The organism is Dellaglioa sp. CoH-55-MRSF-9, assembly GCF_056782155.1.
This window is the reverse complement of record NZ_JBXAYG010000006.1, coordinates 1-25,245: the sequence shown is the minus strand read 5'-3', so window position 1 is coordinate 25,245 and position 25,245 is coordinate 1. Positions and strand designations below refer to the sequence as shown.

Annotated in this window: 31 protein-coding genes; 26 read left to right on the top strand and 5 right to left on the bottom strand. The window is 32.5% G+C overall.

Annotated elements, in window-relative coordinates:
* Window positions 1-125 precede the first annotated feature (125 nt).
* Genes racE through AC1RPV_RS06505 form a run of 3 tightly spaced genes read left to right on the top strand, consistent with a single transcriptional unit; the run spans window position 126 to window position 2,704 of the window.
* Window positions 126-935 (top strand): glutamate racemase, encoded by an 810-nt coding sequence (racE, locus tag AC1RPV_RS06515; protein ID WP_481761830.1) that lies wholly within the window; start codon window positions 126-128, stop codon window positions 933-935.
* Window position 936: 1 nt separating this feature from the next.
* Window positions 937-2,178: an XTP/dITP diphosphatase gene (locus tag AC1RPV_RS06510; protein WP_481761829.1), complete on the top strand. Its 1,242-nt coding sequence runs from the start codon at window positions 937-939 to the stop codon at window positions 2,176-2,178.
* On the top strand, window positions 2,159-2,704 hold the full coding sequence (locus AC1RPV_RS06505) for a YfcE family phosphodiesterase (protein WP_481761828.1): 546 nt from the start codon (window positions 2,159-2,161) through the stop codon (window positions 2,702-2,704). The genes AC1RPV_RS06510 and AC1RPV_RS06505 overlap by 20 nt, the downstream gene beginning before the upstream one ends.
* Window positions 2,705-2,752: 48 nt before the next feature.
* On the opposite strand, the gene AC1RPV_RS06500 is transcribed toward AC1RPV_RS06505, so the two are convergent.
* Window positions 2,753-3,490: an MIP/aquaporin family protein gene (locus tag AC1RPV_RS06500; protein WP_409022771.1), complete on the bottom strand. Its 738-nt coding sequence runs from the start codon at window positions 3,488-3,490 to the stop codon at window positions 2,753-2,755.
* Window positions 3,491-3,655: 165 nt separating this feature from the next.
* Between AC1RPV_RS06500 and cbpB the strand changes: the two genes are divergently transcribed.
* Genes cbpB through AC1RPV_RS06485 form a run of 3 tightly spaced genes read left to right on the top strand, consistent with a single transcriptional unit; the run spans window position 3,656 to window position 6,049 of the window.
* On the top strand, window positions 3,656-4,138 hold the full coding sequence (cbpB, locus tag AC1RPV_RS06495; RefSeq protein WP_481761827.1) for a cyclic-di-AMP-binding protein CbpB: 483 nt from the start codon (window positions 3,656-3,658) through the stop codon (window positions 4,136-4,138).
* Window positions 4,139-4,165: 27 nt separating this feature from the next.
* Window positions 4,166-4,873 (top strand): 2,3,4,5-tetrahydropyridine-2,6-dicarboxylate N-acetyltransferase, encoded by a 708-nt coding sequence (gene dapD / locus AC1RPV_RS06490; protein ID WP_481761826.1) that lies wholly within the window; start codon window positions 4,166-4,168, stop codon window positions 4,871-4,873.
* Between the two features lie 30 nt (window positions 4,874-4,903).
* Window positions 4,904-6,049 carry an N-acetyldiaminopimelate deacetylase gene (locus tag AC1RPV_RS06485; RefSeq protein WP_481761825.1) on the top strand — a complete coding sequence of 382 codons (1,146 nt, stop codon included), beginning with the start codon at window positions 4,904-4,906 and terminating at the stop codon, window positions 6,047-6,049.
* A gap of 38 nt (window positions 6,050-6,087) precedes the next feature.
* On the opposite strand, the gene AC1RPV_RS06480 is transcribed toward AC1RPV_RS06485, so the two are convergent.
* Entirely contained in the window at window positions 6,088-7,008 is a 921-nt protein-coding gene (locus AC1RPV_RS06480) for a mechanosensitive ion channel family protein (RefSeq protein ID WP_481761862.1), read from the bottom strand.
* 163 nt (window positions 7,009-7,171) lie between these two features.
* Between AC1RPV_RS06480 and AC1RPV_RS06475 the strand changes: the two genes are divergently transcribed.
* Both AC1RPV_RS06475 and AC1RPV_RS06470 read left to right on the top strand, forming a co-directional pair.
* Window positions 7,172-7,570, top strand: a complete 399-nt coding sequence (locus AC1RPV_RS06475; RefSeq protein ID WP_481761824.1) for a DUF948 domain-containing protein — start codon at window positions 7,172-7,174, stop codon at window positions 7,568-7,570.
* Window positions 7,571-7,588: 18 nt separating this feature from the next.
* Window positions 7,589-8,098 carry a hypothetical protein gene (locus tag AC1RPV_RS06470; protein ID WP_409022765.1) on the top strand — a complete coding sequence of 170 codons (510 nt, stop codon included), beginning with the start codon at window positions 7,589-7,591 and terminating at the stop codon, window positions 8,096-8,098.
* Window positions 8,099-8,290: 192 nt separating this feature from the next.
* On the opposite strand, the gene AC1RPV_RS06465 is transcribed toward AC1RPV_RS06470, so the two are convergent.
* Window positions 8,291-9,394 carry a M24 family metallopeptidase gene (locus tag AC1RPV_RS06465; RefSeq protein WP_481761823.1) on the bottom strand — a complete coding sequence of 368 codons (1,104 nt, stop codon included), beginning with the start codon at window positions 9,392-9,394 and terminating at the stop codon, window positions 8,291-8,293.
* A 231-nt stretch (window positions 9,395-9,625) separates the two neighbouring features.
* On the opposite strand from AC1RPV_RS06465, the gene ccpA reads away from it, so the two are divergent.
* The 16 genes from ccpA (at window position 9,626) to AC1RPV_RS06385 (ending at window position 22,271) form a co-directional block, all read left to right on the top strand.
* On the top strand, window positions 9,626-10,627 hold the full coding sequence (ccpA, locus tag AC1RPV_RS06460) for a catabolite control protein A (protein ID WP_409022763.1): 1,002 nt from the start codon (window positions 9,626-9,628) through the stop codon (window positions 10,625-10,627).
* A 73-nt stretch (window positions 10,628-10,700) separates the two neighbouring features.
* Window positions 10,701-11,204, top strand: a complete 504-nt coding sequence (locus tag AC1RPV_RS06455; protein ID WP_481761822.1) for a VanZ family protein — start codon at window positions 10,701-10,703, stop codon at window positions 11,202-11,204.
* Window positions 11,205-11,312: 108 nt separating this feature from the next.
* Window positions 11,313-12,047: a YebC/PmpR family DNA-binding transcriptional regulator gene (locus AC1RPV_RS06450; RefSeq protein WP_481761821.1), complete on the top strand. Its 735-nt coding sequence runs from the start codon at window positions 11,313-11,315 to the stop codon at window positions 12,045-12,047.
* Window positions 12,048-12,181: 134 nt separating this feature from the next.
* Window positions 12,182-13,162 (top strand): competence type IV pilus ATPase ComGA, encoded by a 981-nt coding sequence (comGA, locus tag AC1RPV_RS06445; RefSeq protein WP_481761820.1) that lies wholly within the window; start codon window positions 12,182-12,184, stop codon window positions 13,160-13,162.
* A complete protein-coding gene (comGB, locus tag AC1RPV_RS06440) occupies window positions 13,104-14,162 on the top strand; it encodes a competence type IV pilus assembly protein ComGB (protein WP_481761819.1) in 1,059 nt (352 codons plus the stop codon). Before comGA ends, comGB begins: the two co-directional genes overlap by 59 nt.
* The gene (gene comGC / locus AC1RPV_RS06435) at window positions 14,159-14,473 is read left to right on the top strand and encodes a competence type IV pilus major pilin ComGC (protein WP_409022758.1); all 315 of its coding nucleotides are present in this window, start codon (window positions 14,159-14,161) and stop codon (window positions 14,471-14,473) included. The genes comGB and comGC overlap by 4 nt, the downstream gene beginning before the upstream one ends.
* Window positions 14,451-14,885 carry a prepilin-type N-terminal cleavage/methylation domain-containing protein gene (locus AC1RPV_RS06430; protein WP_409022757.1) on the top strand — a complete coding sequence of 145 codons (435 nt, stop codon included), beginning with the start codon at window positions 14,451-14,453 and terminating at the stop codon, window positions 14,883-14,885. The genes comGC and AC1RPV_RS06430 overlap by 23 nt, the downstream gene beginning before the upstream one ends.
* A 1-nt stretch (window position 14,886) precedes the next feature.
* The gene (locus AC1RPV_RS06425; RefSeq protein WP_409022756.1) at window positions 14,887-15,174 is read left to right on the top strand and encodes a hypothetical protein; all 288 of its coding nucleotides are present in this window, start codon (window positions 14,887-14,889) and stop codon (window positions 15,172-15,174) included.
* Window positions 15,171-15,593, top strand: a complete 423-nt coding sequence (locus AC1RPV_RS06420) for a competence type IV pilus minor pilin ComGF (protein WP_481761817.1) — start codon at window positions 15,171-15,173, stop codon at window positions 15,591-15,593. Before AC1RPV_RS06425 ends, AC1RPV_RS06420 begins: the two co-directional genes overlap by 4 nt.
* 1 nt (window position 15,594) lies before the next feature.
* Window positions 15,595-15,891 (top strand): hypothetical protein, encoded by a 297-nt coding sequence (locus AC1RPV_RS06415; protein WP_481761816.1) that lies wholly within the window; start codon window positions 15,595-15,597, stop codon window positions 15,889-15,891.
* 78 nt (window positions 15,892-15,969) lie between these two features.
* Entirely contained in the window at window positions 15,970-16,986 is a 1,017-nt protein-coding gene (locus AC1RPV_RS06410) for a class I SAM-dependent methyltransferase (protein WP_481761815.1), read from the top strand.
* Window positions 16,987-17,102: 116 nt separating this feature from the next.
* Window positions 17,103-18,476: an amino acid permease gene (locus AC1RPV_RS06405; RefSeq protein ID WP_481761814.1), complete on the top strand. Its 1,374-nt coding sequence runs from the start codon at window positions 17,103-17,105 to the stop codon at window positions 18,474-18,476.
* 345 nt (window positions 18,477-18,821) lie between these two features.
* Window positions 18,822-20,195 (top strand): bifunctional metallophosphatase/5'-nucleotidase, encoded by a 1,374-nt coding sequence (locus AC1RPV_RS06400; RefSeq protein ID WP_481761813.1) that lies wholly within the window; start codon window positions 18,822-18,824, stop codon window positions 20,193-20,195.
* Window positions 20,196-20,232: 37 nt separating this feature from the next.
* The gene (locus AC1RPV_RS06395; RefSeq protein WP_481761812.1) at window positions 20,233-20,847 is read left to right on the top strand and encodes a YutD family protein; all 615 of its coding nucleotides are present in this window, start codon (window positions 20,233-20,235) and stop codon (window positions 20,845-20,847) included.
* A gap of 22 nt (window positions 20,848-20,869) precedes the next feature.
* Window positions 20,870-21,655: a TIGR01457 family HAD-type hydrolase gene (locus AC1RPV_RS06390; RefSeq protein ID WP_481761811.1), complete on the top strand. Its 786-nt coding sequence runs from the start codon at window positions 20,870-20,872 to the stop codon at window positions 21,653-21,655.
* Window positions 21,656-21,659: 4 nt separating this feature from the next.
* Window positions 21,660-22,271, top strand: a complete 612-nt coding sequence (locus AC1RPV_RS06385) for a TIGR01906 family membrane protein (RefSeq protein WP_481761810.1) — start codon at window positions 21,660-21,662, stop codon at window positions 22,269-22,271.
* Between the two features lie 78 nt (window positions 22,272-22,349).
* On the opposite strand, the gene AC1RPV_RS06380 is transcribed toward AC1RPV_RS06385, so the two are convergent.
* Both AC1RPV_RS06380 and AC1RPV_RS06375 read right to left on the bottom strand, forming a co-directional pair.
* Window positions 22,350-22,988 carry a VTT domain-containing protein gene (locus AC1RPV_RS06380; protein WP_481761861.1) on the bottom strand — a complete coding sequence of 213 codons (639 nt, stop codon included), beginning with the start codon at window positions 22,986-22,988 and terminating at the stop codon, window positions 22,350-22,352.
* 39 nt (window positions 22,989-23,027) lie between these two features.
* Window positions 23,028-24,020: an NAD(P)/FAD-dependent oxidoreductase gene (locus AC1RPV_RS06375; RefSeq protein ID WP_481761809.1), complete on the bottom strand. Its 993-nt coding sequence runs from the start codon at window positions 24,018-24,020 to the stop codon at window positions 23,028-23,030.
* A gap of 129 nt (window positions 24,021-24,149) precedes the next feature.
* On the opposite strand from AC1RPV_RS06375, the gene AC1RPV_RS06370 reads away from it, so the two are divergent.
* Entirely contained in the window at window positions 24,150-24,734 is a 585-nt protein-coding gene (locus AC1RPV_RS06370) for a peptidylprolyl isomerase (RefSeq protein ID WP_481761808.1), read from the top strand.
* Window positions 24,735-24,791: 57 nt separating this feature from the next.
* On the top strand, window positions 24,792-25,199 hold the full coding sequence (locus AC1RPV_RS06365) for a CvfD/Ygs/GSP13 family RNA-binding post-transcriptional regulator (protein WP_481761807.1): 408 nt from the start codon (window positions 24,792-24,794) through the stop codon (window positions 25,197-25,199).
* Window positions 25,200-25,245: the final 46 nt, after the last annotated feature.

Sequence of the window (25,245 nt, the reverse complement as noted above, 5' to 3'; positions counted from 1 at the left end):
ATACCGTTATTTAAGATTAGATGATATTGATTTTTCATAAATTAATGTTAAATGACTAGACTTGAATTTTGAGTAAAGACAAGTCATAATTAAGATTGATAAGTAATCGAAAAAGAGGTTAGAAAATGAATAATCAAGCAATTGGATTTATTGATTCAGGTGTTGGTGGATTAACAGTTGTAAAAGAAGCACTTAAACAATTACCAAACGAAAAAATATACTATTTAGGTGATACAGCTAGAATGCCATATGGACCTCGGCCCTCAGAACAAGTTTTAGAATTCACTTGGGATATGACATCTTTTTTGTTAAGTAAAGGGATAAAAATGTTAGTGATTGCTTGTAATACAGCAACGGCTGCTGCCTTGGATGATTTACGAGAAAAATTAGCAATCCCAGTGATTGGTGTTATAAAACCAGGAAGTAGAGCGGCAATTAAGTCATCTAAAAACCAAAGAGTAGGCGTTATTGGGACGGAAGGTACGATTAAAAGTAGCGCATATAGTAATACGTTACATGAAAAAAATCCTAATTTATTTGTGACGAGCTTACCTTGTCCAAAGTTCGTCCCAATTGTCGAGAGTGATCAATACGAATCAGAAATCGCTGAACGAGTTGTTAATGAAACGTTAGCTTTTTTTGATGATAAAAACATTGATACACTAGTCATGGGCTGTACTCACTATCCATTACTCAGACCTTTTATTCAAAATGCGGTTGGTGATAAAGTAACGTTGATTGATTCAGGAGCTGAAACAGTTAACGATGTTTCAACTATCTTAGATTATTTTAATATTGCGGCTAAAAGTGAAGCAAAAATTGAACATGAATTTTTTACGACGGGTGATGCGAATGATTTTAACGAAATTGCATCAGGTTGGTTAGGATTAGAAAATATAAATTCTAAAACAATTCATTTAGGACAGGGAGACTAACATGCGTAAAAATGAGAATCGAGATAATTTAGAAGTTAGACCAGTCTCAATTACAAAATTAAGTCTTAAGGAAGTCGATAGTGCGATTGAATACCAGTTGGGCTTGACTAAGGTAACAATTTTAGTTAACGAAACAGATAACATTGGTGAATTGAAAGTAGACGTTAATCAGTGGTTGAGTGCTCAAAGCAATGTCAAAATTGAATTGATTTTATCATCGCTTAAGACGGCCTTGGCAGAAACATTAAAAGATACTGGATTTAATTTACAAGTACAAATCATGCAAGCTGATGGGGATATTATTGCAACAGTTATTAATGCGAGTTATGTAGCAATTCAAAATTTATTGTTAAAGAGTAACGGTCAAAAATTAAAACCATTTTCAGCGATTAATGTTGGTTTCATTCATGATGAGTTATTTGCTGATTTAACAAGTGAAGAAGAGGAAACAGCCGATAGTCATTTATTAATTGTTCAAAATGAATCAGGGGCTTTTTTACAATTGAATTTTGAAAAATCTAATGCTGATTTACTTGGTGACAAATTAACGCAACTTTTAGGTGGAGCAATGTCAGGATTATCAGAATTAATGGGTAATTCGCAGAAGAAAACCATTTTAATTCAAAATGAACATATTGAGAATCAAAAAGATGTGATTTTAATTGCAACTAAAAATGAAGGAAAAGCGACTGAATTTAAACGTTTTTTTAATCCACTAGGATTTAAAGTTACTACGTTGTTGGACTATCCTGAATTACCAGATGTTGAAGAAACTGGGAAAACATTTGAAGAGAATGCAAGATTAAAGGCAGAAACAATTTCACAATTAACACAATTACCTGTTTTAGCAGATGATTCTGGTTTAATGGTGGACGCCTTAGATGGTCGACCAGGTATATTTTCTGCTCGTTTTGCTGAGGACCATAATGACGCTGCGAATAATGCGAAATTATTACATGAAATGACTGACGTGCCGAAAGACAAAAGGACTGCAAATTTCCATACAACGTTAGTTTTTGCAAAACCTGGTAACGAGTCACTAGTTGTAGACGGTGAAGTGGCTGGAGAAATTTTGGGTATACCACGTGGAGATAACGGATTTGGTTATGACTCACTTTTTTATGTACCTGAATTATATAAGTCTATGGCTGAACTGACTGAAGTAGAAAAAAATAAAATTAGTCATCGCGGTCGTGCAACCGTCAAGTTAATGTCAAATTTTAATGATTGGTGGGAAAAATAAGATGAAGTGCTTAGTTGTGAGTGATAGTCATGGAGATCGTGATATATTAGAATCTATTTTAGTACATAATAAAAATCAAGTTGATGTATTTTTTCATTGTGGCGATTCAGAATTAGAAGCAAATGATCCGCTTTTTAATAAATTTGATGGTGTCCTAGGAAACATGGATTTTGATATGAATTTTCCAGAAGAATTAGTTGAAATTGTGAGCGGGGAAACTATCTATCTCTCTCACGGGCATCTGACTAACGTTAAAACAGGACTGTTCACACTTGAATTAAAAGCTAAGGCTAATCATGCTAAATTCGTATTTTTTGGACATACTCATGAATTAGGATGTGAGATGACTGACGATGGCGTATTAATTTTAAATCCTGGGAGCATTAGTCTTCCTAGAGGGATGTATCAAGGGATTGGTGGAACATATGCGATAGTAGAAGCAAACGAAAAAAATGTTCACGTCTCATATTTCACTAGACAGCATAAATTAATACCAGAATTAACTTGCGAGTTTAAACGTAAATAGCGAAAAAAAACCTCTAAACGAATTTTATCGTTTAGAGGTTTTTAAAATTTAAGCTAGCATAAAAAGTGATTTGTATAGGAAAACGGCACAAATGCCGGCTGCAATTGGTGCAACGACTGGGACCCAACTATAATCCCATTGTGAGTTACCTTTATTTTTAAGAGGTAATAGTTGATGTAGTAAACGTGGAGCAAGATCACGAGCTGGGTTTAGGGCTGGGCCAGTTGCGCCACCCAATGATGCAACTAATACAAGGACTAAGAAACCTAATCCGAGATGAGCTGTTCCGAGGTTATCGGAGAAAAATGGTGCTTTTGTAATACCAATGGCGCCAAATATCAAAATGAAAGTACCAACAAATTCATTAATAAAACCATTTAATTTACTTTGAGCGGCATCAATAGTTGAGAAAGTACCTAAAATACGTTCAGGATCAGTTGTTTGATCATAGTAAGGTTTGTAGGCTGCAACAACAATAGCTTGTCCAACGAATGCACCTAAAAATTGTACTGTCATGTAGGGAAGTACTTCACCCCATGGGAACAAACCAGAAAAAGCTAATCCTAAAGTGAAAGCTGGATTAATATGATTTGCTGAAATACTACCAAAGATTAAGGCGGGAATCATAACACCGAATCCATAACCGAAGGCGATTAAAGCCCAATCACTACCATGTCCTTTTGTATGCCCAAGTTCGACATTGGCCACCGAACCATTACCTAAAATAACCATAATTGCTGTACCAATAAATTCTGCAGCTAATCTTGTTGTTAATGTATAATCCATTGTATCCTCCTATTTTTGTTCGCAATATTTATTATGTTACCAATATTGCGAACAAATGTAAATATTTATTAATAATTGGCTCGATTTTTAAAAAAAATTAGTGTCTGCGTTCAATTTATTATAAAATAGGAGTTGTTCTAAAAGTTTGGAAGGAGGACCTATTGAATGATAGCTAAGTCTATTGAAAAAATGTTATCCGAAAACCAGGAACACTTTTTAATTCCAGCTGAAATTGTTGCTAATGTACAAGAAAATAACTTCCTGGATCACGCACTATTGGTTTTAACAAAAGTTCATTATGCTAAAATTCCCGTTTTAGATAATGATTATAAGTTTAAAGGATTGTTATCCTTGTCTATGATTACTGAGACAATGTTAGGATTAGATGAATTGGATGTCAGCCGATTACACGAAGTTCGTGTTAAAGATGTTATGGAAACTGATATTCCCACTATTCAAGATCCTTACGATATTGAGAATGTTTTGCACTTACTTGTGGACCATCCCTTTTTATCAGTTGTTTCTTCTGAGGGCAGTTTTACAGGTATCGTGACACGTCGTGAGCTTATGAAAAGTATGAATCATATTGCTCATGAATTTGAAAAAGAGTATATAGTTCAAGATATTGAAACTAAAGAAAGAAAATAAATAATATGAAATATTAGGAGAATGATGATGGCAAATTTAGATGCACACGAAATTATTAATTTTATTAGCACTTCAAAAAAGAAAACACCCGTTAAGGTATATATTAAAGGGGATTTAGTTGAAATCGATGTACCAGATACGATAGAAGACTACTTAAATGATAAAGCTGGCGTTTTATTTGGTGATTGGGCAGATATTGAACCTTTCCTAAATGAAAATTCAAAAATTGTAAGTTCTCATATTGAAAATGAAACTCGTAATTCAGCTGTTCCGTTATTAGATTTAAAAAAGATTAATGCACGTATTGAACCAGGTGCAGTTATTCGCGATCAAGTTTTAATTGGCGATAACGCTGTTATCATGATGGGCGCTATCATTAATATTGGTGCTGAAATTGGTAAGGGAACAATGATTGATATGGGTGCTGTTTTAGGTGGTCGTGCAATTGTTGGAGATAATTGTCATATTGGTGCTGGAACAGTACTTGCTGGGGTTGTCGAACCACCTTCAGCAACACCTGTTATTATTGAAGATGACGTTTTAATTGGTGGAAATGTTGTCGTGCTTGAAGGCGTTCGTGTTGGTAAAGGTGCCGTTGTTGGTGCTGGAGCTGTTGTTACTAAAGATGTTGCACCTTATACGGTAGTCGTAGGGATGCCCGCAAAAAAAGTTAAAGATATCGATGATAAAACAAAAGATAAAACAGAAATTTTAGCAGAGTTACGTAATATCTAGAAATAAATTGAAACGAGGGAACAGATAGAAATGAGTTTAACAACTGAAGAACTAATTAAAATCAGACGGGACTTACACCAAATTCCGGAAATTGGATTAGAAGAATTTGAAACTCAAGCCTATCTACTGAACTTAATTTCAAAATTTAATCAAAGTTTTATAGTAATTAAAACAGTTGAAACTGGTATTTTAGTTCGAGTAGTTGGTTCTATTGGCGGGTATACAATTGGATATCGGACTGATATTGACGGACTACCTGTTACTGAAAAGACAGGACTGCCATTTTCATCACGGAATGAAGGTAGAATGCATGCTTGTGGGCATGATATTCATATGACGGTTGCGCTCGGAATTCTAAATTACTTTTCTGAAAATCAACCAACAGTAAATATGACTTTTATCTTTCAACCAGCAGAAGAAAATGCCAGTGGTGGTAAGCGACTCTATGAGAGTGGATTATTAGATGAGTGGATGCCTGATGAAATTTATGCATTCCATGATAATCCACAATTACCTGCTGGAACAATTGGAACTCGATTAGGCACTTTGTTCGCAGGTACGTGTGAAATTCATGCACACCTAGCCGGAAAAAGTGGACATGCTGCATACCCACATCAGGCTAATGACATGGTAGTTGCTGGTGCACAGTTGGTCACGCAATTACAAACGATTATCAGTCGAAATGTCGATCCAATACAATCTGGAGTTGTTACGTTGGGTCAATTTACTGCTGGAACGACTGGTAATGTTATTGCTGGTGAAGCACAGATTAATGGAACAATTCGTGCGTTAACACAAGAAATGAATTTATTGATTCAAAAACGTGTTAAAACAATTTGTGAGGGTATCGCATTAATGTACGATTGCGAAGTAGAATTAAACCTCATTCAAGGTGGTTATCTACCTGTTGAAAATGATGATAGCAGGACTGAAAACTTTATTCGATTTATGAAAAACGATCCAGAAGTTTCATTTGTTGAAACACAACCTGCAATGACGGGAGAAGATTTTGGATTTTTATTGTCTAAAATACCTGGAACAATGTTTTGGTTGGGTGTAGATAGTCCTTACTCGCTACATTCTGAATTTTTGGCGCCTAAAGAAGCTGCAATTGATGCAGGTGTTCTTGCAATGGTCCATTTTTTGACAGATAGAGATCAACAAATAAGAAACTAAAAAATGACTCAATTATGATTTCATAATTGAGTCATTTTTTAGTTAAGTGAGATAGGTGAGTTTAAGACATGTATTTGAGCATCATTTAAAGCCGTTAGATAACCGGCAAGAAATGTCCGTTGAGTAGATGCCTGTTCACCATTTAAAGTGAACACAACGACTCTAAAGACCAAATTTCCTTTGCCAAGATCAACTAGACCTAAAATATTTGGTCCATCTTTAATTTCGGGATGAAGTGGGACTAACTTTTCATTAACGTTCTGTACAATATGGGTGATTTTATCCACATCGTCAGTGACATCAATTCGGATATCGATAACTGCTCGCATATTATTGCGAGATAAATTACTGACAATTGTGATATTTCTATTTGGGACAAAATGCAAAATACCATCATAGTCTTCAATTTGAGTCGTACGTAGGCCGACAGCCACGATAGGACCCTCAATTGAATCAATTCTAACGATATCTCCAACATCGAATTGTTGTTCTAAAAGAATAAAGAATCCAGTGACGACATCAGTTACGAATCCTTGTGCGCCAAGACCTAAAGCAACACTTAAGATTCCGGCACCTGCAATTAAGGTACCAACGGGAACACCGAGCACCGACAGAATAGCGTAAAGATAAAAAAATAACATAATATAGTGAAAAATATTTGATGTTAGTGAATTGATTGTTTCAACTCTATTTGTTGAATATCTATCGGATCCTCGATATTGATTAAATGTCCGACGAATGATTTTTTTTCCAATCCAATTTATAAGGATAAATAGAAAAGAAAAGAAAACAAGAGAAAAAACTAGTTCAACTAGGTTACTAATAATGGCATCCCAATCGATATGAGCTATGTAACGTGAAAGGAAAGTACTTTGTTTTGTAACGGTTTTTAGTAATGTCCCTAAAAGTAAATTGTCCTTTGTGAAATGCTCTAAAAAAAGATTGTTTAAAATGGCGATCACCCCTAAATTAATTTATTGATATCATCATAGCAAACATGTGGGCTAATGTGTAATTTAAATACAAAACTGTCGTATGTTATCAATTGCAGTTTTTAGGTTCGAATGCTATCCTATAAGTAGATTTTGAATTAATGTACGTAAGTAAATAGGAGGAATTATTATGACAGGTGGACAAATTGCAGGATTAATTGCCGCTGTTGCTTTCGCGGTCTTAGTCCTATTCATTATTTTCGTTCTTATGAGAATGATGAGAACACTCGGAGAAGTGAATAAAAGTATTTCATCTATTACCAGCGATGTTGATGGCTTATCAAATGAAGTTGAGAATATACTCGTAAAATCAAATATTTTATTAGACGATGTAAATGGTAAAGTAGCAACAATTGATCCTTTATTTCAGGCTGTTGCTGATTTGAGTGAAAGTGTGTCTGATTTGAATGATGCAAGTCGAGGATTAATGACACACGTTTCAGCGACGTCAAAGAGGGCTAAAGATTCTTCAGCTTTCATTAATGTTGGTAAAAAGGCATTTAGTTTTTATAAAAATAGAAAAGTTTAAAACAAGGAGGGGTTTGTTATGTCAAAAAAATTTTTATTAGGATTGGTAGTTACAGGTGGGGTTGCCGCGTATACAGCTTCTAAATTAATTTCTGAAAAAACGAAACAAGATATTAAAGAACATTTGGAAGAAAAAGCTTTAGATGTACGTGATCGCGTGTTAGAGTATAAGGCTTACGCTGAAGACGCTAGTATTGATTTAAAAGATAAAATGGTTGATTTTGATGAAATGAAAAATAATCTAAGTGATAAATTTTCTGAAAAAAGTGAATTATTAATGAGCCAGGATGCGTATGTTAATGCTAAAGATGCATTAATTAATGCAAAGAACGATTTGAAAAACAAATTAGCTATGGAATCAGACGATATATTTGAACAAATGACTGATTTAACAGATGAGTTTTCAGACTTAGCTGAAGAAGACATCTATGTTGATAGCAAGAGTGCTTTTGGCGAAGCTAAAGATGCTGATGCTGCAGAAGGCAAAGCTGAAACAATTTATCCAGATGGATGGACAGGCGAAAAATAAAAGTAAAATGAGTACCACAATTTTTAATGCGAACTATTTGAATTAATTAACTTTAAAATAATAGGTAACCACATGTTGTTCGAAAAGGAGTAGCATATGGTTACCTATTATTTTAGTTAAGACTCGTAGTTTATGGAATATTTAAAAATAAAAACCCCTAAAGTTTTCTAACTTTAGGGGTTTTTATTTTTATTAGTGTAGTTCAATTGTTTTTAATGTTTTTGGTGTAACTGTAAATGGTTCATTACCGTTTTCAGTTAGATAAATGCAGTCTTCAATACGAACGCCAGCAACGCCTGGAATGTAAATACCAGGTTCTATTGAGAAACACATACCTGGTTTAAGTTCCATTTTATTTCCTTCCATAATTGAAGGGAATTCATGTTCACTTTGTCCCATACCATGACCAAGGCGATGAATAAAGTAGTCACCATAACCAGCCTTGACGATGACATCACGAGCAATTTTATCTAAATCTTCCGCAATCATACCTGGTTTAGCAGCAGATTGCGCTTTTAATTGCGCTTCAAGACAAACTTTGTGAATTTCTAATGCTTTTTCATTTGGTTTACCGAATGCTACAGTACGACTAGCATCTGAAATATAACCATCTGAGATAACACCTAAATCAAATAATGTTAAAGCATTTGATTGGATAAGATCCTTTTTTGCAAATCCATGAGGTTCAGCGGCATTTTTTCCACTTTGAACAATAGTGTCAAAGCTCATATGCATGATTCCTTTTTTCATCATTGCATATTCAATTTCTGCAACAACATCTTGTTCAGTTCTGCCTTCTTGAAGAGCGTTAAAGCCAACTTCAAAAGCAACATCTGCCCATTTTCCAGCAATTTTTAATTTTTCAATTTCGTCTGGTGTTTTAATTACTTTAAGTGTTTCGATAAAGCTTGTTGCATCAGCTACAAATTCAGCACTTGGGAAGATACGACTAATAGCATCATATCTTTCAACTGTTAGGCTGCCTTTTTCAATAGCCCATTTCTTTGGTGAATTTTTACGTTTATTTATTTCACTTTGTATGATTGCGAAAGCATCTTCGTGATCAAGATAACCATAAACGGGATATTTCCAGCCGGTATCTTTGGCAGCTTCGACTTCAAGAGCGGGTGTGAATAAAAATGGGTCTTGATCAGGAAATACAAAGAGAGCTAAAACGCGCTCAATAGGATCACTTTCAAAACCGGTAAAATATTGAATACTCATTGGATCGTTGATATAAGCAATGTCAGTACCATTATTGGCAAGCCATTGTTGTAAAGATGCAATATGTGACATGAAATCTCTCCCTTTACAATAGTATACTGTATTATAGCATAAGTAAGACATAACAATTAAATATTGAAATTTTCATAACAATTAAAAATTGAAATTTTCATAATATAAAAATTATTTTCATGAAAATAAGGTAAAAACGCTTGCAATTGTCTTAAAAATTTGCTAAATTATTCTAGTGCTTGAAAACGGAATGAAAACTTGATATTTAAGTAATGAGAGGAAATAATACTAATGGATAAACAAACAATTACAATTTATGACGTAGCAAGAGAAGCAGCTGTTTCAATGGCAACTGTTTCACGTGTGGTTAACGGTAACCCTAACGTTAAACCTGCAACAAGAAAAAAAGTTTTGGAAGTTATTGATCGACTTGATTACAGACCTAATGCTGTTGCTAGAGGATTGGCAAGTAAGAAAACGACAACAGTTGGGGTTATTATTCCCGATGTAACTAATATTTACTTTTCATCATTAGCTCGTGGAATTGATGATGTTGCAACAATGTATAAATATAATATTATTTTAGCTAACTCTGATCAAAATGGTCAAAAAGAAGTGCAAGTATTAAATACATTATTAGCTAAACAAGTTGATGGTATTATTTTTATGGGAAATCAAATTACTGATGAATTACGTGCTGAACTTAAGAGAAGTCGTACACCAGTTGTCCTTTCAGGTTCAGTTGATCCTACTGGAGAATTAGGTAGTGTTAATATTGATTATATTGCAGCTGTAATGGAATCAGTAACGGATCTAATTAATAATGGCAATAAACGTATTGCATTTGTTTCAGGTTCAATGGATGAACCCATTAATGGCGAATACCGACTAAAAGGCTATAAATTAGCTCTTGAAAAAGCCGGAATAAAATTTGATCAAGACTTAATTTTTGAAACAGATTATTCATATCGAGCTGGCGAAACCTTATGGCCAGCAATTTCTTCAAGTCATGCAACTGCTGCTTTTGTTGGTGATGATGAATTAGCTGTTGGTGTTTTGAATGGTGCTCGAGATGCTGGTTTGAGTGTACCCGAAGATTTTGAAATTATTACAAGTAATGATTCAAAATTGACTGAGATTGTTAGACCCAAATTATCTTCAATAACACAACCTTTATACGATTTAGGGGCTGTATCTATGAGATTATTAACAAAATTAATGGATAAAGAAGAAGTTAGTGAAAAAACAATCCAATTACCATATGGCTTAATTAAGCGTTCTTCAACAAAATAATATAATAAAAAACTTGGTTTTCTAAATTATATTTGGAAAATCAAGTTTTTATTATACTTGGATGGGAAATTTTATGAAAAATAAAAATAATATTTACTTTGTTTTAGCCTTATTAATTATTGTAATTCTGTTTATTAGTTCTTCGGAAACGTACAAGCAGCAGACATCTATTCCTTTTTTAGAAAAGTATTTAGCTGGTAAACCATTTGAAAGTATGTTGTCACATATTTCATTTAGTTATGCTGGAGCAGATGAAAGTTTTAACCATGTTGGTTATTTTAAATTAGTTGAGTTTTTCATCCGTAAAACTGCTCATTTTATGACATATTTCTTTATGGCTAGCTTCATATTCTTGGGAGTGAAAAATAAAATTAAGTATTGGCGTTACAGTGGGCTTATTGCAGTTGCTTGTGCAGCGCTATATGCAGGACTTGATGAAATTCACCAAAGTTTTACAGGTGGCAGAACGCCCTTAATCCAAGATGTTTTACTTGATACAATTGGTGCAACAACAGGTGTAATTTTGACGATATTAATTTTAATGTACTATCGGCACAAAAAAGCTAAAGAAAACTAGTTCAGTCCTATTCTCGTGAAGAAGGTTGATATTAAGCTATTATTTTGATATCATAATAAACGGTTAAAAGTAAAAATTCAGAAACATTTCGGAAAGAGGTAGGGAATTATGTCAGGACATTCAAAATGGAATAACATCCAAGGTCGTAAAAATGCACAAGATGCTAAACGTGGTAAAATTTTCCAAAAATTATCGAGAGAAATTTACATGGCTGCAAAAAGTGGTGGTCCTGATCCCGATTCGAACCCCTCATTACGTTTGATGCTTGATAAAGCTAAAGCTGCAAATATGCCAAAAGATAATATTAAACGTGCTATTGATAAAGCGTCTGGTTCAGAAGGTGCAGATTATGAAGAAATTACATATGAAGGCTATGCACCTGGTGGCGTTGCCATCTTAGTTCATACCTTGACGGATAATCGTAATCGGACTGCTTCAGAAGTTCGTATTGCATTTACACGTAATGGTGGAAATTTAGGAGAAACAGGTTCAGTTAATTACATGTTTGATCGTAAAGGTTACATCGTTATTTCTCGTGAAGAATTAGATACTGATGAAGATGCTATGTTTGAAGATGTTATTGATGCTGGTGCTGAGGATTTGAAAACATCAGAAGAATTATTTGAAATCTATACAGATTCAAAAGATTTACCAGATGTACGTGCTTCATTAGAAGCAAAGGGATACAAATTAGATACATTTGAATTAGTAATGATTCCTCAAAATCTAGTACCAGTACCGGAAGATAAAATTGAACAATTCCATCATATGATTGATGCATTGGAAGAAAATGATGATGTTTCAGAAGTGTTCCATGCTGGTGATATTGCAGACGAAGATTAAGATACTCTCTATAATAAAGAGATAAGTCATCTTAAAAAGTTAGAAATTAATTAAATATAAAAATATGAAAAGCCAAAATTAAATGTTTTGGCTTTTTTTGCGTACTTAAATATATGGAAAGGAGGGATATTGAGATGATTGAAACAGAAATACAAGAAATGATTAAAATATGTGTTAAAAACAGAGCAAGTGATATGTATATAATTCCAAGTGCCAAGGGATGCTTAGTTAAGTATCGAACGTTGAATAACTATCATAGCCTTAATGTATATTCAGAAAAAAAGATGATACAAATGAATAATTTTCTTAAATTTAAGGCAAATATGATTCTGAGCGAAACTAGGCGGCCGCAGTTTGGGACTTTTCAATGGCAGATAGAACATAAAAAGGTAAATTGCCGAATTTCGAGTGTTGGCGATTTTTTAGGTAGAGAATCGATTGTTATACGATTTATTTATTCGAATACCGATGTACCGTTACTTCAACTTTTACCAAATCAATTTCAGCAGTTGATAAATGCATGTGGGTCCAGTGGGCTAATTTTATTCTCAGGTCCAATGGGTTCAGGTAAGACAACGACAATGTACCAACTGGCTGAAATGATTCAGAATCAAAGAACAATATTAACTATTGAGGATCCAGTTGAAATTCAAAATCCTAATTTTATTCAATTACAGGTTAATGATAAAGCAAACATGACATATGCGGAATTATTAAAAGTTGGATTGAGGCACCATCCTGATATTTTTATTATCGGTGAAATCAGGGATGAAGTCACTGCCAATGCTGCAATTAAAGCTGCAATGAGTGGTCATTTAATTTTAAGTACCGTACATGCAAGAAATGCAGTAGGAACAATTAAACGACTTGAAAATCTTGGCGTTAGTCGAGATGATCTCAATAGAACGCTACAGGCAGTAAGTTATCAGCGATTAATTGAAACAACGAAAGGTGGAAGCGGTGTACTATTTGATATATTAACAGGTCAAAAGTTAGAGTCTGTTCTTGAAGGAACATTTAATCAAAAAATAGCTTTAGAAAGGTGGCATGATAACCTTGATCAATGTATTAAGAAAAATATTATTACAATTGAAACAGCAAATAATTTTAAATAGAAGAAAATGGTCAATTCAAAAACAAAGTGAATTTTTCGAAGTCTTGGCAGACTTATTAGATTCGGGATTTTCGCTCAGGCAATCTTTAACAACGGCGACTAAATTATTTCCAGTTGGGAAAATAGATATTCAAAAAATTGAATCCAAGTTAAGAAGTGGTGAACCCTTCTCAACAGGTATCAAGCCGTATATTTCAAAAAGTTCGTATTATCAAATTACGATTTCTGAAAAATATGGCGGATTAAATAAAAGTATTAAACAACTCGGAAAATTGATGACGGTTAGAGTAAAACAAAAGAAACAGTTAAAGCAACTCATGCAATACCCAATGATTCTGATGGGATTACTGGTTGTCTTATATATCGGAATCCAACAATTTATTTTGCCTGAAATAAATTATAGTCAGTTAGGTGCGTCATCAAATTCTAACTTTAAAATGATTTTAATGAAGAGTATTATCTCTGTCGTAATTAGTCTATTTATCGGATATATCATAAAAATTATCATTCGTGTTTCAAAACAAAGTACGATGAACAGGCATGTTTGGTATTGTCAGGTCCCCATAGTAGGTAAAATTTATCGGGATTATTGTCATTATTATTTAACATTTAATTTGGGTCTGCTTTTAGCAAGTGGTTTAAATTTGAATAAAATATGTGATTATTTAAATCAATTTGATCAAAAATCTTTACTATATCAGTTAGGTAAACAGTTAACGAATCATTTTGAAAATGGTGGGAGTACAAAACAAATGATCGATAAAAGTCCTTTATTTCCTAATGAGATAACGACATTTCTCGCAAAAGGTAATACGTTAGATGTGATGAGCCAAGAATTATTAATGTATTCGGAATTAACTTATCGTAAATTTGAGTCATCTGTCGAAAGAATCATGATTTATGTACAGCCAGTTGCATTCATAATTGTAGCGGCCTGTATTGTTGGGTTGTATTTAACAATATTATTACCTATGTATCAAACTATGGAGGAAATTCAATGAAAAAAAATAGAAAAAAATTAAAAGCATTTACGCTTGTTGAAATGCTATGTGTCTTATTTATTATCTCACTTCTAATGTTGATTATATTACCTAACATTGGACATCAAAGAGCAGGTGCTAAACGGGTTAATGATGAAGCGTTAGTTAGCGTCGTCCAAACGCAGGTTGATTTGTATGAAAATGAAACGCATAATAAATCGATAAATTTTGCTGATTTAGTTTCGGAAAAATATTTAACTGAAAAGCAAGAAAAGGAAGCAAAAGATAATCATATTATTATCTCGAATAATGTTGTTAAAACAGAAAACTAAATTTAAAGCATTTAGTTTATTTGAAATGCTTATTTCGTTGGCAATTACTAGTATTTGTGGTCTATTGCTAATGGGGCCAATGGATCAAGTACTTGCGATATCTAAAGAAAAACAATTTTGGCAAAATTTTGAACAACTTTGGCAAAGTGCAGTGGTAGAGGCACCGATGAATCGGATGCCTAATAGTATTAATTTTAATGATGATAAAATGACCATTATTAATGGCAATAGTAAAATTAAATTAGACTATCCGAAGACTGTGACAGTTAAAAATAGAGTAACGATAAAAATAAATAAAAGTGGGCAAATCACTGGTAAAACAGTTAATTTTAAATCCACATTACCAAATAGAAATCAAAAAATAGTATTTCAAATTGGGTGGGGTCAATTTATTAGAAAGGATGTCGAATAACGTGCGTAAAATGTCAGGAATTGTGTTAGCTGACGCTATTATGACTTTAACTATTGTCGCATCAGGTTTTGGATTATATGTACAGACCAATCACACATTACAGAAACAAGAAGATTATTGGAATCATAAAACAACAACTACAAGAAATCTGAAAGAAATCAGTAAATTATTAGTCATTCATCCGACAAGTAAATTATCAAAAATAGTTGATGGCGAATTACAATGTGCTACTATGTCTGAAATTCGAATTAAGTCTGAAAATGATTTAACAAGTATTAAATTGCAATGAAAAGTTTTTCTTTGTTAGAAACTATTATTGCATTAGGTATATTTATCATCTCTCTTAGTCTAATGACAACATGTTGGCACTTATGTACAAATGAACACCAAGAAATTAGCGGAGATAGAGATTTTTCGTTACAGCAATGTATCGGATTATTGGAGTCAGATCACTTAGATTTGAAGATAATAGATGTTGGTCAATATACAATTTCATTAAAAAATAATAAGACAGGAGCTCGCTACTATCTTAGTCAGCATAATGAAATGATACAGTTTATTGGATTTTCAGGAGGTCATATACCAATTTTATATCATGTGAAATCATTTTCGGTGGCATACGATGAACCAATTCTATTTTTAAAAATCAAACAAGAACACCAAAATAAGACTTTAAAATTGGTAATACCTATGGAAAAAAAGGATTAAGATGCGAAAAATCAAATTATTAAACGGACATTTAGTTGTATCAGCCATATTTTGTTTAATGTTATTAATTGGTTTGTTATTGGGACAACTGATATATTTCCAAGCAAAATTCACTAGTTATCAGAAAATATGCCAATATAATCAAGCAGAAACTATGAAAAACATGACTATTTTAAATCAAAAAGCAAAAAATCTAAAAGAAAAATATACTTATAATTATGGTGTTGTTGAATATCAAAAAGGAGCCTATCAGGTTATTTTGAAGAATGGTAATCGATATTCTTTTTCAGAAAAATGATAAAAAAGAAACTTAACTTGAATTGAGAATTAAAAATCGTTAAACTGAAACGAGCAAATAAATTCAAGGAGTGATTTTATGTCATTAGAAGAAATAGAAATGAACTTTAATCAGATTAATGAAACAATTGATATTTTACAAAAAAGTTTAGAAATCACTTATTTGGACGCATTTATTGAGACTAGCAATAATTTGTTAGATAATAAATCTGTACACGTAGAAGATGGATTACCAAGTGAGCAAGATGTAAAAATTTTGAATCAGATTTATAAAAAAATGAATTTGAATGCCTTATCGTCAGAAGATGTACGTAAAGTTGTACAGTTAGTTTTATTGAAGGCAACAAGACAAGAAAGTATTCAACCTAATCATCAAATAACACCAGATACAATTGGATTTTTAGTTGCATTTGTATTAGAAAAATTAATAAGTACAAAAAAATCGTTTAGTTTATTGGACATTACAGTGGGATCAGGGAACTTACTGACGACGATTTTGAATCAAATGGCTGCTGATAAGTTTGAGATTTCAAAAGCATACGGGATTGATAATGATGATACAATGTTATCAATTGCAGGGTTAAGTGGACAATTACAACACTTAAATTTAGAATTATTTCACCAAGATGCGGTTGATGACCTAATTGTAAAAAAATCTGATGTTGTTATTGCTGATTTACCAATTGGTTATTACCCTCTAGATGAAAGAGTTACCCATTTTGCTACACATGCAACTGAAGGTCATTCATATGTACATCATTTATTAATAGAACAATCAATCAAATACTTAAATGATGGCGGTTTTGGCATATACCTTGTTCCTACTGGTTTATTTGAAACAGAGGAAGCAAAAAAATTACTCGTTTACATTCAATCAAATGCATATCTTCAAGGTATGCTCAATTTACCTGTGGAATTATTTAGTTCAGCTAATTCACGTAAATCTATTTTGATTTTACAGAAACATGGCGAAGGTAGTAAACAAGTTGATGAAGTACTATTAGGTGATTTCCCATCACTAAAGGGTGAAGAACTATTTCAGAGCTTTGTTAAAACGTTAGATAAGTGGATAAAGGCCAACTTTAATAATAAGTAAAGTGACTCATATTTTGAGTCGCTTTTTTTATTTAATTATAAAAAGAATAATTTCTTTAGAAATTAACATGTGTCATGTATAATCTACTTAATTACTATAGAGGGAGTTTGATATTAATGGCAGAAAAAAGTTCAGAAGATCAGCATGTTAGAGGATTAAAAAGTCGACATGTTCAATTAATTGCAATTGGTGGAACAATTGGGACTGGTTTATTCTTGGGAGCAGGTCAATCTATTCATTTGGCTGGGCCATCTATTTTATTGGCATATATTATTACCGGAATTGCATGTTTTCTTTTAATGCGTTCGTTAGGTGAATTACTGTTATCGAATGTGAATGCACATTCATTTATTGATTTTATTTATGAATATCTAGGTGAAAAGGTTGGATTTGTTGCTGGATGGACATATTGGGTCTGTTGGGTAACAATTGCAATGACAGAAATTACCGCAGTCGGGTTATATATGAAATTTTGGTTTCCTAACTTGCCGCAATGGATTCCTGGTATGGTTATGCTCCTTATTCTTTTAGGAATAAATTTAGTTACAGTGGGATTATTCGGTGAAACAGAATTTTGGTTTGCACTCATTAAAATTATTGCCATTATTGTGTTGATATGTATTGGCGTGTATATGGTAGTGGTAAACTTTAAAACTTCAGCTGGGCATGCCAGTTTGACGAATTTAGTAAGTCACGGTGGATTTTTCCCCCAAGGAATTAAAGGATTTATTTTGTCATTTCAAATGGTACTGTTTAGTTTTGTCGGTATTGAAATGGTAGGATTAACAGCTGCAGAAACTGAAAACCCAACAAAGGTTATCCCAGAAGCAATTAATGAAATACCCTTAAGAATTATTTTGTTTTATGTAGGATCATTATTGGCAATTATGGCGATTTATCCTTGGAATATGATTTCGGAATCACAAAGTCCATTTGTTCAAGTATTTGAAAATATAGGGATAAAATCAGCAGCCAGCATTATTAATATTGTTGTAATTACAGCTGCAGCCTCAGCTTGTAATGGGTCTTTATTTAGTACAGGTAGAATGTTGTTCTCGCTTAATTATAATAAAAAAAATAAATTTTCTAAAAAAATTAGTAAGTTATCACATAATCAAGTACCTGCATTTGCATTACAATTTTCGACTCTTGTGATTGCAATTTCAGTCGTACTGAATATGTTTATGGCTGAATCGGTATTTACATTTATTTCAAGTATTGCAACGACTTGTTTCTTGTTCATTTGGGGAGCAATTGTAATTGCACATTTGAAGTATAGACGAAAAATAAAACTAGAAAAAACAGAATCAATGCTAGTATTTAAAATGCCTTTCTTTCCTGTTACAAATTATTTAATTCTATTATTTCTAACTTTTGTAGGTATTGTGCTATGCTTAAAACCTGATACATTAATTGCGCTGATTGCTTCAATTGGTTGGTTAATTGTACTCTATGTTATTAAAAGTGTTCAAATGAAGATGGAAAATTAAATTTTTGCTGAAAAGACCACGTGTGAGGGTCTTTTTTTGTATACTTAGGGCACAAATTAAAAGTAATTGTTGAAAATATTGTTTGATTTTGCTTCTAAAAACATTACAATTTAATAGTTAATTTCAGCGCGAGCAATACTATTTTCTGCATGCTATTTTTTGTAAAGGGTCATATAAATTCACTTGGACACGGTAAGCAGTATAATATAGGATATAGTATAACTAATAATGTTGAACCCACCTATTAGGAATTTGATGGTTAGAAAAGAACTTTAGGACAACCATAATAATATAGTTAGTGAAAAGAAAGTCAGTAAATAATCAAAATAAGGTGGATATAAACTAATGGAAAAAATAACGATTTTACATACAAATGATATTCATTCACATTTAGAAAATTGGCCTAAAATTAGGCGATTTTTACAATCTGAAAAAATAAAGCTTGAAAAACAAAATCAAACTGTTTTAACTTTTGATATTGGAGATGCAATTGATCGTGTGCACCCGTTGTCGGAAGCTACAAATGGCAAAGCCAATATTGAATTAATGAATACTGTAGCATATGATGCAGCGACAATTGGTAACAATGAAGGTATTGGTAATTCGCGAAGCCAATTACAACATTTATATGATAATGCAAAATTCGACATTATCCTTGATAACGTGGTAGATGGAGAAGTTAATAATCGTCCTGCATGGGCCAAAGAATATAAAATAATGGAAACTGCAGCTGGAACTAAAATTGGAATAATTGCCTTGACAGCACCATTTCCAATGACGTATGAGATGAATGGTTGGGAATCTAATCAAATTGATACCGTTTTACCTTCACTTTTAAAAAAAATAGCAGGTAAAGTAGATGTTATTATTTTGTTATCACATTTAGGTTTACCTGTAGATAGAAAAGTAGCTGCAAAGTATCCTCAGATAGATATTGTATTAGGAAGCCACACACATCATTTATTGAAATCCGGTGAAAAAGTTAATGAATCATTATTGGCCGCAGCTGGTAAGTGGGGGATGTACGTGGGCGAAGTAGCGATTGAACTTGAAAATCATAAAATTAGAAAAGAAGTTGCTAAAGTAATTGAAACAGAAAGTTTAGCAGAAGTTATAAGTGACCAAGACGAAATAGCAGAATATAGATTACGCGGAGAAAAAATTTTAACATCTGAAGTTGTTGCAAAATTGCCTGAAGATTTAGAAGCATCATGGACTAAAAATTCAGCATTAATGCAGACATCATTGAAAGCCATCGAAGCGGGTACAAAAACGGATATTGCAATGTTAAATGGTGGATTATTTTTGAAAAATTTACAAAAAGGATTTGTAACAAAAAATGACCTGCATCAAACACTGCCACACCCAATGCGGGTTATTACTGCTAAATTAACTGGTTATAATCTATGGCGATTAGTACAAGAAATTAAAAAGAATAGTTCATTTCTTAAGAAATTCCCAATTAAAGGGATGGGTTTTAGAGGCCAATTATTTGGTGAAGTAGTGATTGATGGACTGGTAGAACAAGAAAATGGGGACCTTATATATCATAACGAAAAAATTGACTTGGATGCATATTATACTATTGCAACAGTTGATCATTTTATGTATATACCGTTTTTTCCAACCATAGAAATAACCGGAGAAATTTCGATAAATGGCAAGAAATTTTTAAGAGATTACGTTGGGGACTATTTAAAACTAGAATTTTCTGTATAATGAAGTATGACTAAAGTTGTAAAAGGAGGTTTGAGATTTGAATCAAGCACAGAAAGAAAAGAGAGAACAGCAACTTGCAATAAAAGCAGAAAAAATTAAAGCTTATGCTAGTGATGTTGTTCGACAGAGTGAAACCCGAGTACTAATCGATAACCGTCCATATGATCTTGTTTCCAATTATAGAGATGGTTTTGAAATTGAAAAATTAACGGAACGATTTAGCCAAATTTTAACGAAATATGATTATATTGTTGGAGACTGGGGATATGATCAACTTCGATTAAGAGGTTTTTATAAAACCGAGAATAAAAAGGCATATCGGTCACAATGTATCGATACTCTTGAAGATTATTTATATGAATATTGTAATTTTGGATGTTCTTATTTTGTGTTGCACAATTTGGAAATTCAAAAACCTGAACCAATTTCTAATCCTAAAGAACGTAAAAAAACAGTTAAACCAGTTGGTAAGAAAAGAAAACCTGTAGTAAGGGCGCACACAACTGAAAAAAAATATCAAATAAAAAATAAAAAAACTAAAGTACCATTAAACAAGTCTAAACCAGTAAAACCACAAAAAAATAATTTAAAAACGGCAACAAAACGAACAAAGAAACACGAATTTGTAATTAGGCAAAAAGATAAAGCATAATTAAATAGGCAAGGTGATAATAATGGCATATAAAGGTTATATGATTGATTTAGATGGTACAATCTATCGAGGAAAAGAAAAAATTGCGGCAGCAAAACGATTTATCGAGTCTCTACAAGCAAGAAATATTGCATTTTTATTTGTGACTAATAATACGACTAAAATACCAGCTGATGTTGTCAATAATTTAGCAAATAATTTTGATATACATGTAACTGAGAAAGAAGTCTATACGGCGGCACTTGCAACTGCAGATTATCTAGATGCGTTAAACCCTGATAAAAGAAGTGTTTATATTATTGGTGAAAACGGATTAAAGAAAGCAATTATGGATAAAAAATTTATTATTGAGGAAACGACGCCTGATTATGTTGTTGTTGGGTTAGATTCCGATGTTACGTATCATAAATTTGAAATGGCAACTTTAGCAATCAAACGTGGTGCTAAATTTATTGGAACAAATGCTGATACTAATATTCCGAATGAACGTGGACTACTTCCTGGTGCTGGATCGCTGGTAAGGATGGTTGAATGTACAACACAACAAGAAGCTACTTATATTGGTAAACCTGAAACTATCATCATGGAAAAAGCCCTATCAAGACTTGGCTTGAAGAAAAGTGAAGTTGTGATGGTTGGAGATAACTACATGACAGATATTAAAGCCGGAATTAACTTTGGGGTTGATACAATGTTAGTCTATACGGGCGTTTCAACAAAAAACTTAGTGGCATCTAAAAAAGTTCAACCAACTATTCAATTGGATTCACTTGATGATTGGGACTTTGATAATGATAGAGCGCGTTAAAAAAATGGGACAGTGGCTAAGTTTATATCTAGCGATTGTCTCTTTTTCTATTATATTGGTAATTAATAGTACGTTTGTTTATAAAATTTTTATCAAGCAATCACATTTGAATAAAATTGTTGGGTTAAACCAATCAGAATTAATGTCTGATTATAATAATTTATTAGACTATTTTAACTATCCTTGGGTAAATAAAGTAAAAATGATATTGCCTTCATCATATAATGGGATGCAACATTATCATGATGTTAAACAATTGGTGCAGTTTAATTATGGTTGTTTTTTAATTTTAGGATTTATTGCAATAATATTTATTGGTCAATTAACAAAACAAAAGGAATTATGGAAATTGGTAAGACCTTTTCAGATGGCTATTACTGTTCCTTTTCTTAGTGTATTTTTACTTTTCTTTAATTTTGATCATTATTTTATACTATTTCATGAGCTCGTGTTTAGAAATAATGATTGGATATTTAATCCTAAACTAGATCCAATCATTTTGGCATTACCAGAAAATTTTTTTATGATTTGTTTTCTAATGGTCTTTTGTCTAATTGAGATGTTCTTTTTAGTTGGTATTTACTTTGGTAAGAGAGAAATTAAACGTAGTAATTAAAAAAACGAGACACCAGTGAAAATGGCGTCTCGTTTTTTTATTAGATTAAGATAGAAAGGGTGGGATATTAATAGCTAGTTATTTACTTAATTTTGACTTAATACCACTAAATACAGCTGGAATTAAGGAAATTAGTATGATTCCCAATACGACTAAAGAAAAATGTTCCTGTACGATTGCAATGTTTCCAAAGAAAAATCCAGCAGAACAACAAATGGTGACCCATGCAAATCCGCCAATTAGACTAAAGCGTAAGAAGCGAGAGTACTTAAATCCGCTACCACCAACGATGAAGGGAGCAAGCGTACGAATAATAGGCATGAATCTTGCTAAAATAATTGCGGGTCCACCATGTTTATTGAAAAATTGTTCTGTTTTATCGAGACTATCTTTGCTAATCATTTTATTAAATAATGAATGATCTGAAATTGAGTTCCCTACTTTTTTTCCAATAAAGAAATTTAGTGAGTCTCCCATGTACGCTGCAGCAAGAAAGAGGATTACAAATATCCAAATATTCAAATGATAAATTGAATTTGCTGCTAGAGCACTAGCTGCAAATAAAAGTGAATCACCAGGTAGGAAAGGTAAAATAACCGCTCCAGTTTCTATGAAGATAATAAAAAATAAGATAAGATAGGTCCAATTTCCAAAGTTGTTCACAATACTAATCAAGTGTGTGTCTATATGTAAAACAAAATCTATAAAAAAGTTTATGACAGACATAATATTAAATACCCCTTAAGTTCTATTTTTTTAATAATGTGGATTCATTAGTTGCGTACTATGAATAGTTCGATTAATATTTGGGTTTATAAAATTTAGGGCACTAGTTACGGCAGTCGGTGCTTCACCAAATCCTGAAGCAATTAGTGCTATTTTACCAGGGTATGAAACAATATCTCCTGCGGCAAAAACACCGGGAATGGAAGTTGCCATTTCAGAATTTACCGAGATTAGTTTCTTATCCATATTTATACCCCAAGCATTAATAATTTTATTATCGGATAAGTAGCCATAATTCACAAGTAAATTATCAACAATTATCGTTTTATTAAGATTATTTTTAGAATGTTTTAGCAAAATTTCAAGGCGACCATTCTTTTTAGAAAGTGATTGTATCGAAAAGGGAGTTTCAAATATAGTATCAGTTTTTTTGAGTTTTGTGACATTGTACTCTAGAGCTCTAAAGTTATCTCGACGGTGAATCATATGAATTTGTTTTGTAATGTTCGATAGCTCATTTGCCCAATCGATAGCAGAATCACCACCGCCAGCAATAGCAATTTGTTTATGAGAAAATTTAGAAAGGTCACTAATATTGTAAAATAATGATTCATTCTCGAATGTTGCTGAATTAGCAATATTTAATTTACGTGGCTGAAAAGAACCAATTCCAGCCGTAATAATAATTGTTCTACTATATGTAACCCGTTTAGAAGTTTGAATCCTAAAAATATCATTCTCTTTTTCGAAATTTAAGACGGTCTCATTTAATTTAACGTCAAAGTCAAATTGGTGAGCTTGCCTTGAAAGTTCCTTAATTAGATGTTCACCTGATATGCCAGTGAATCCAGCTATATCATATATTTTTTTCGTTGGATATAATGTACCAACTTGTCCACCAATGTCGGGAAGACTTTCAATAACTTGAGTTTTAGCTTGGCGCATGTGCGCATAAGTTGAAGTAAATAGTCCGATGGGTCCGGCACCAATGATAGTAATATCAAATATTTCATTTGTTGTCATAACAGTCTCCTAGCATTCCATTTAATAGCATTATAATAGTATAACGCATAAAAAATATAAAGTAATAGTAAAATAGAGTGAAATTGGGTACAATGGAATCAATAAAGTTTGAATAGGAGGAACATAGTTATGACATACCCACAATTAGACTTAGAACATGTAGTTGGACCAAAAGTTAAAATGATTACGAATTACGGTGATATAACGATTCAATTATTTCCAGAACAAGCACCTAAGACGGTAGAAAATTTCATTGGACTTTCAGAAAATGGATACTACAAAGACGTTATTTTTCATCGAGTGATTTCTGATTTTATGGTTCAATCTGGTGATCCAACAGGATCTGGAATGGGTGGTGAAAGTATTTGGGGTAAATCGTTTGCAGATGAATTTTCTTCTGAACTTTTTAACTTAAGAGGTGCTTTATCGATGGCTAATTCTGGACCATCAACAAATGGTAGTCAATTTTTTATTGTCCAAAATTCGAATGTTCCTGAACAGATGATTGGACAATTAAAGGATGCAAATTATCCTGAAGAGGTAGTCGTAGAATATAAAAAAGGTGGAACTCCTTGGTTAGATTTTCATCATACAGTATTTGGACAAGTTGTTAGTGGAATGGACATTGTTGATAAAATTGCGGGTGCAAAAACAGCTATGCAAGATAAACCAGTTGAACCAATTGTAATTGAAGATATGATAGTAACAAAATAAAGAGGATGAAAGTCCTTTTTATTTTGGCCGTTTTTACCGAAAGATTGAGGAGTATAAATGAAATATAGAATTGGACAAATTATTGTAGGAACTATAACAGGTATTCAATCATATGGTGCTTTTGTAACAATTGCGGATGGAGTTCAAGGCTTAATCCATATTTCGGAATGCCATAACGGTTATGTGGATAACATATTGAATTATTTAAAAATAAATGAAAAAATTACGGTTAGGATTATTGATATTGATGAATATAACAGTAAAATGAGTTTTTCAATTAGAAATTTTACTAAACAAAATAGTAATCTTAAAAGTACAGGTATTAAAATAAAACATAAATATTATTGGACAAATAGGTCTATAGATACAGGGTTTAAAGCAATAGATGATAAAATGGATTTTTGGATAAGCCAACAATTAAGAGATATTCACAGAAATAGACTTGACCAAGAAAAAGAAAGCTGATATATTTAATAAGTGCTATTGAGGCGATAATGAATATCGCAAATAA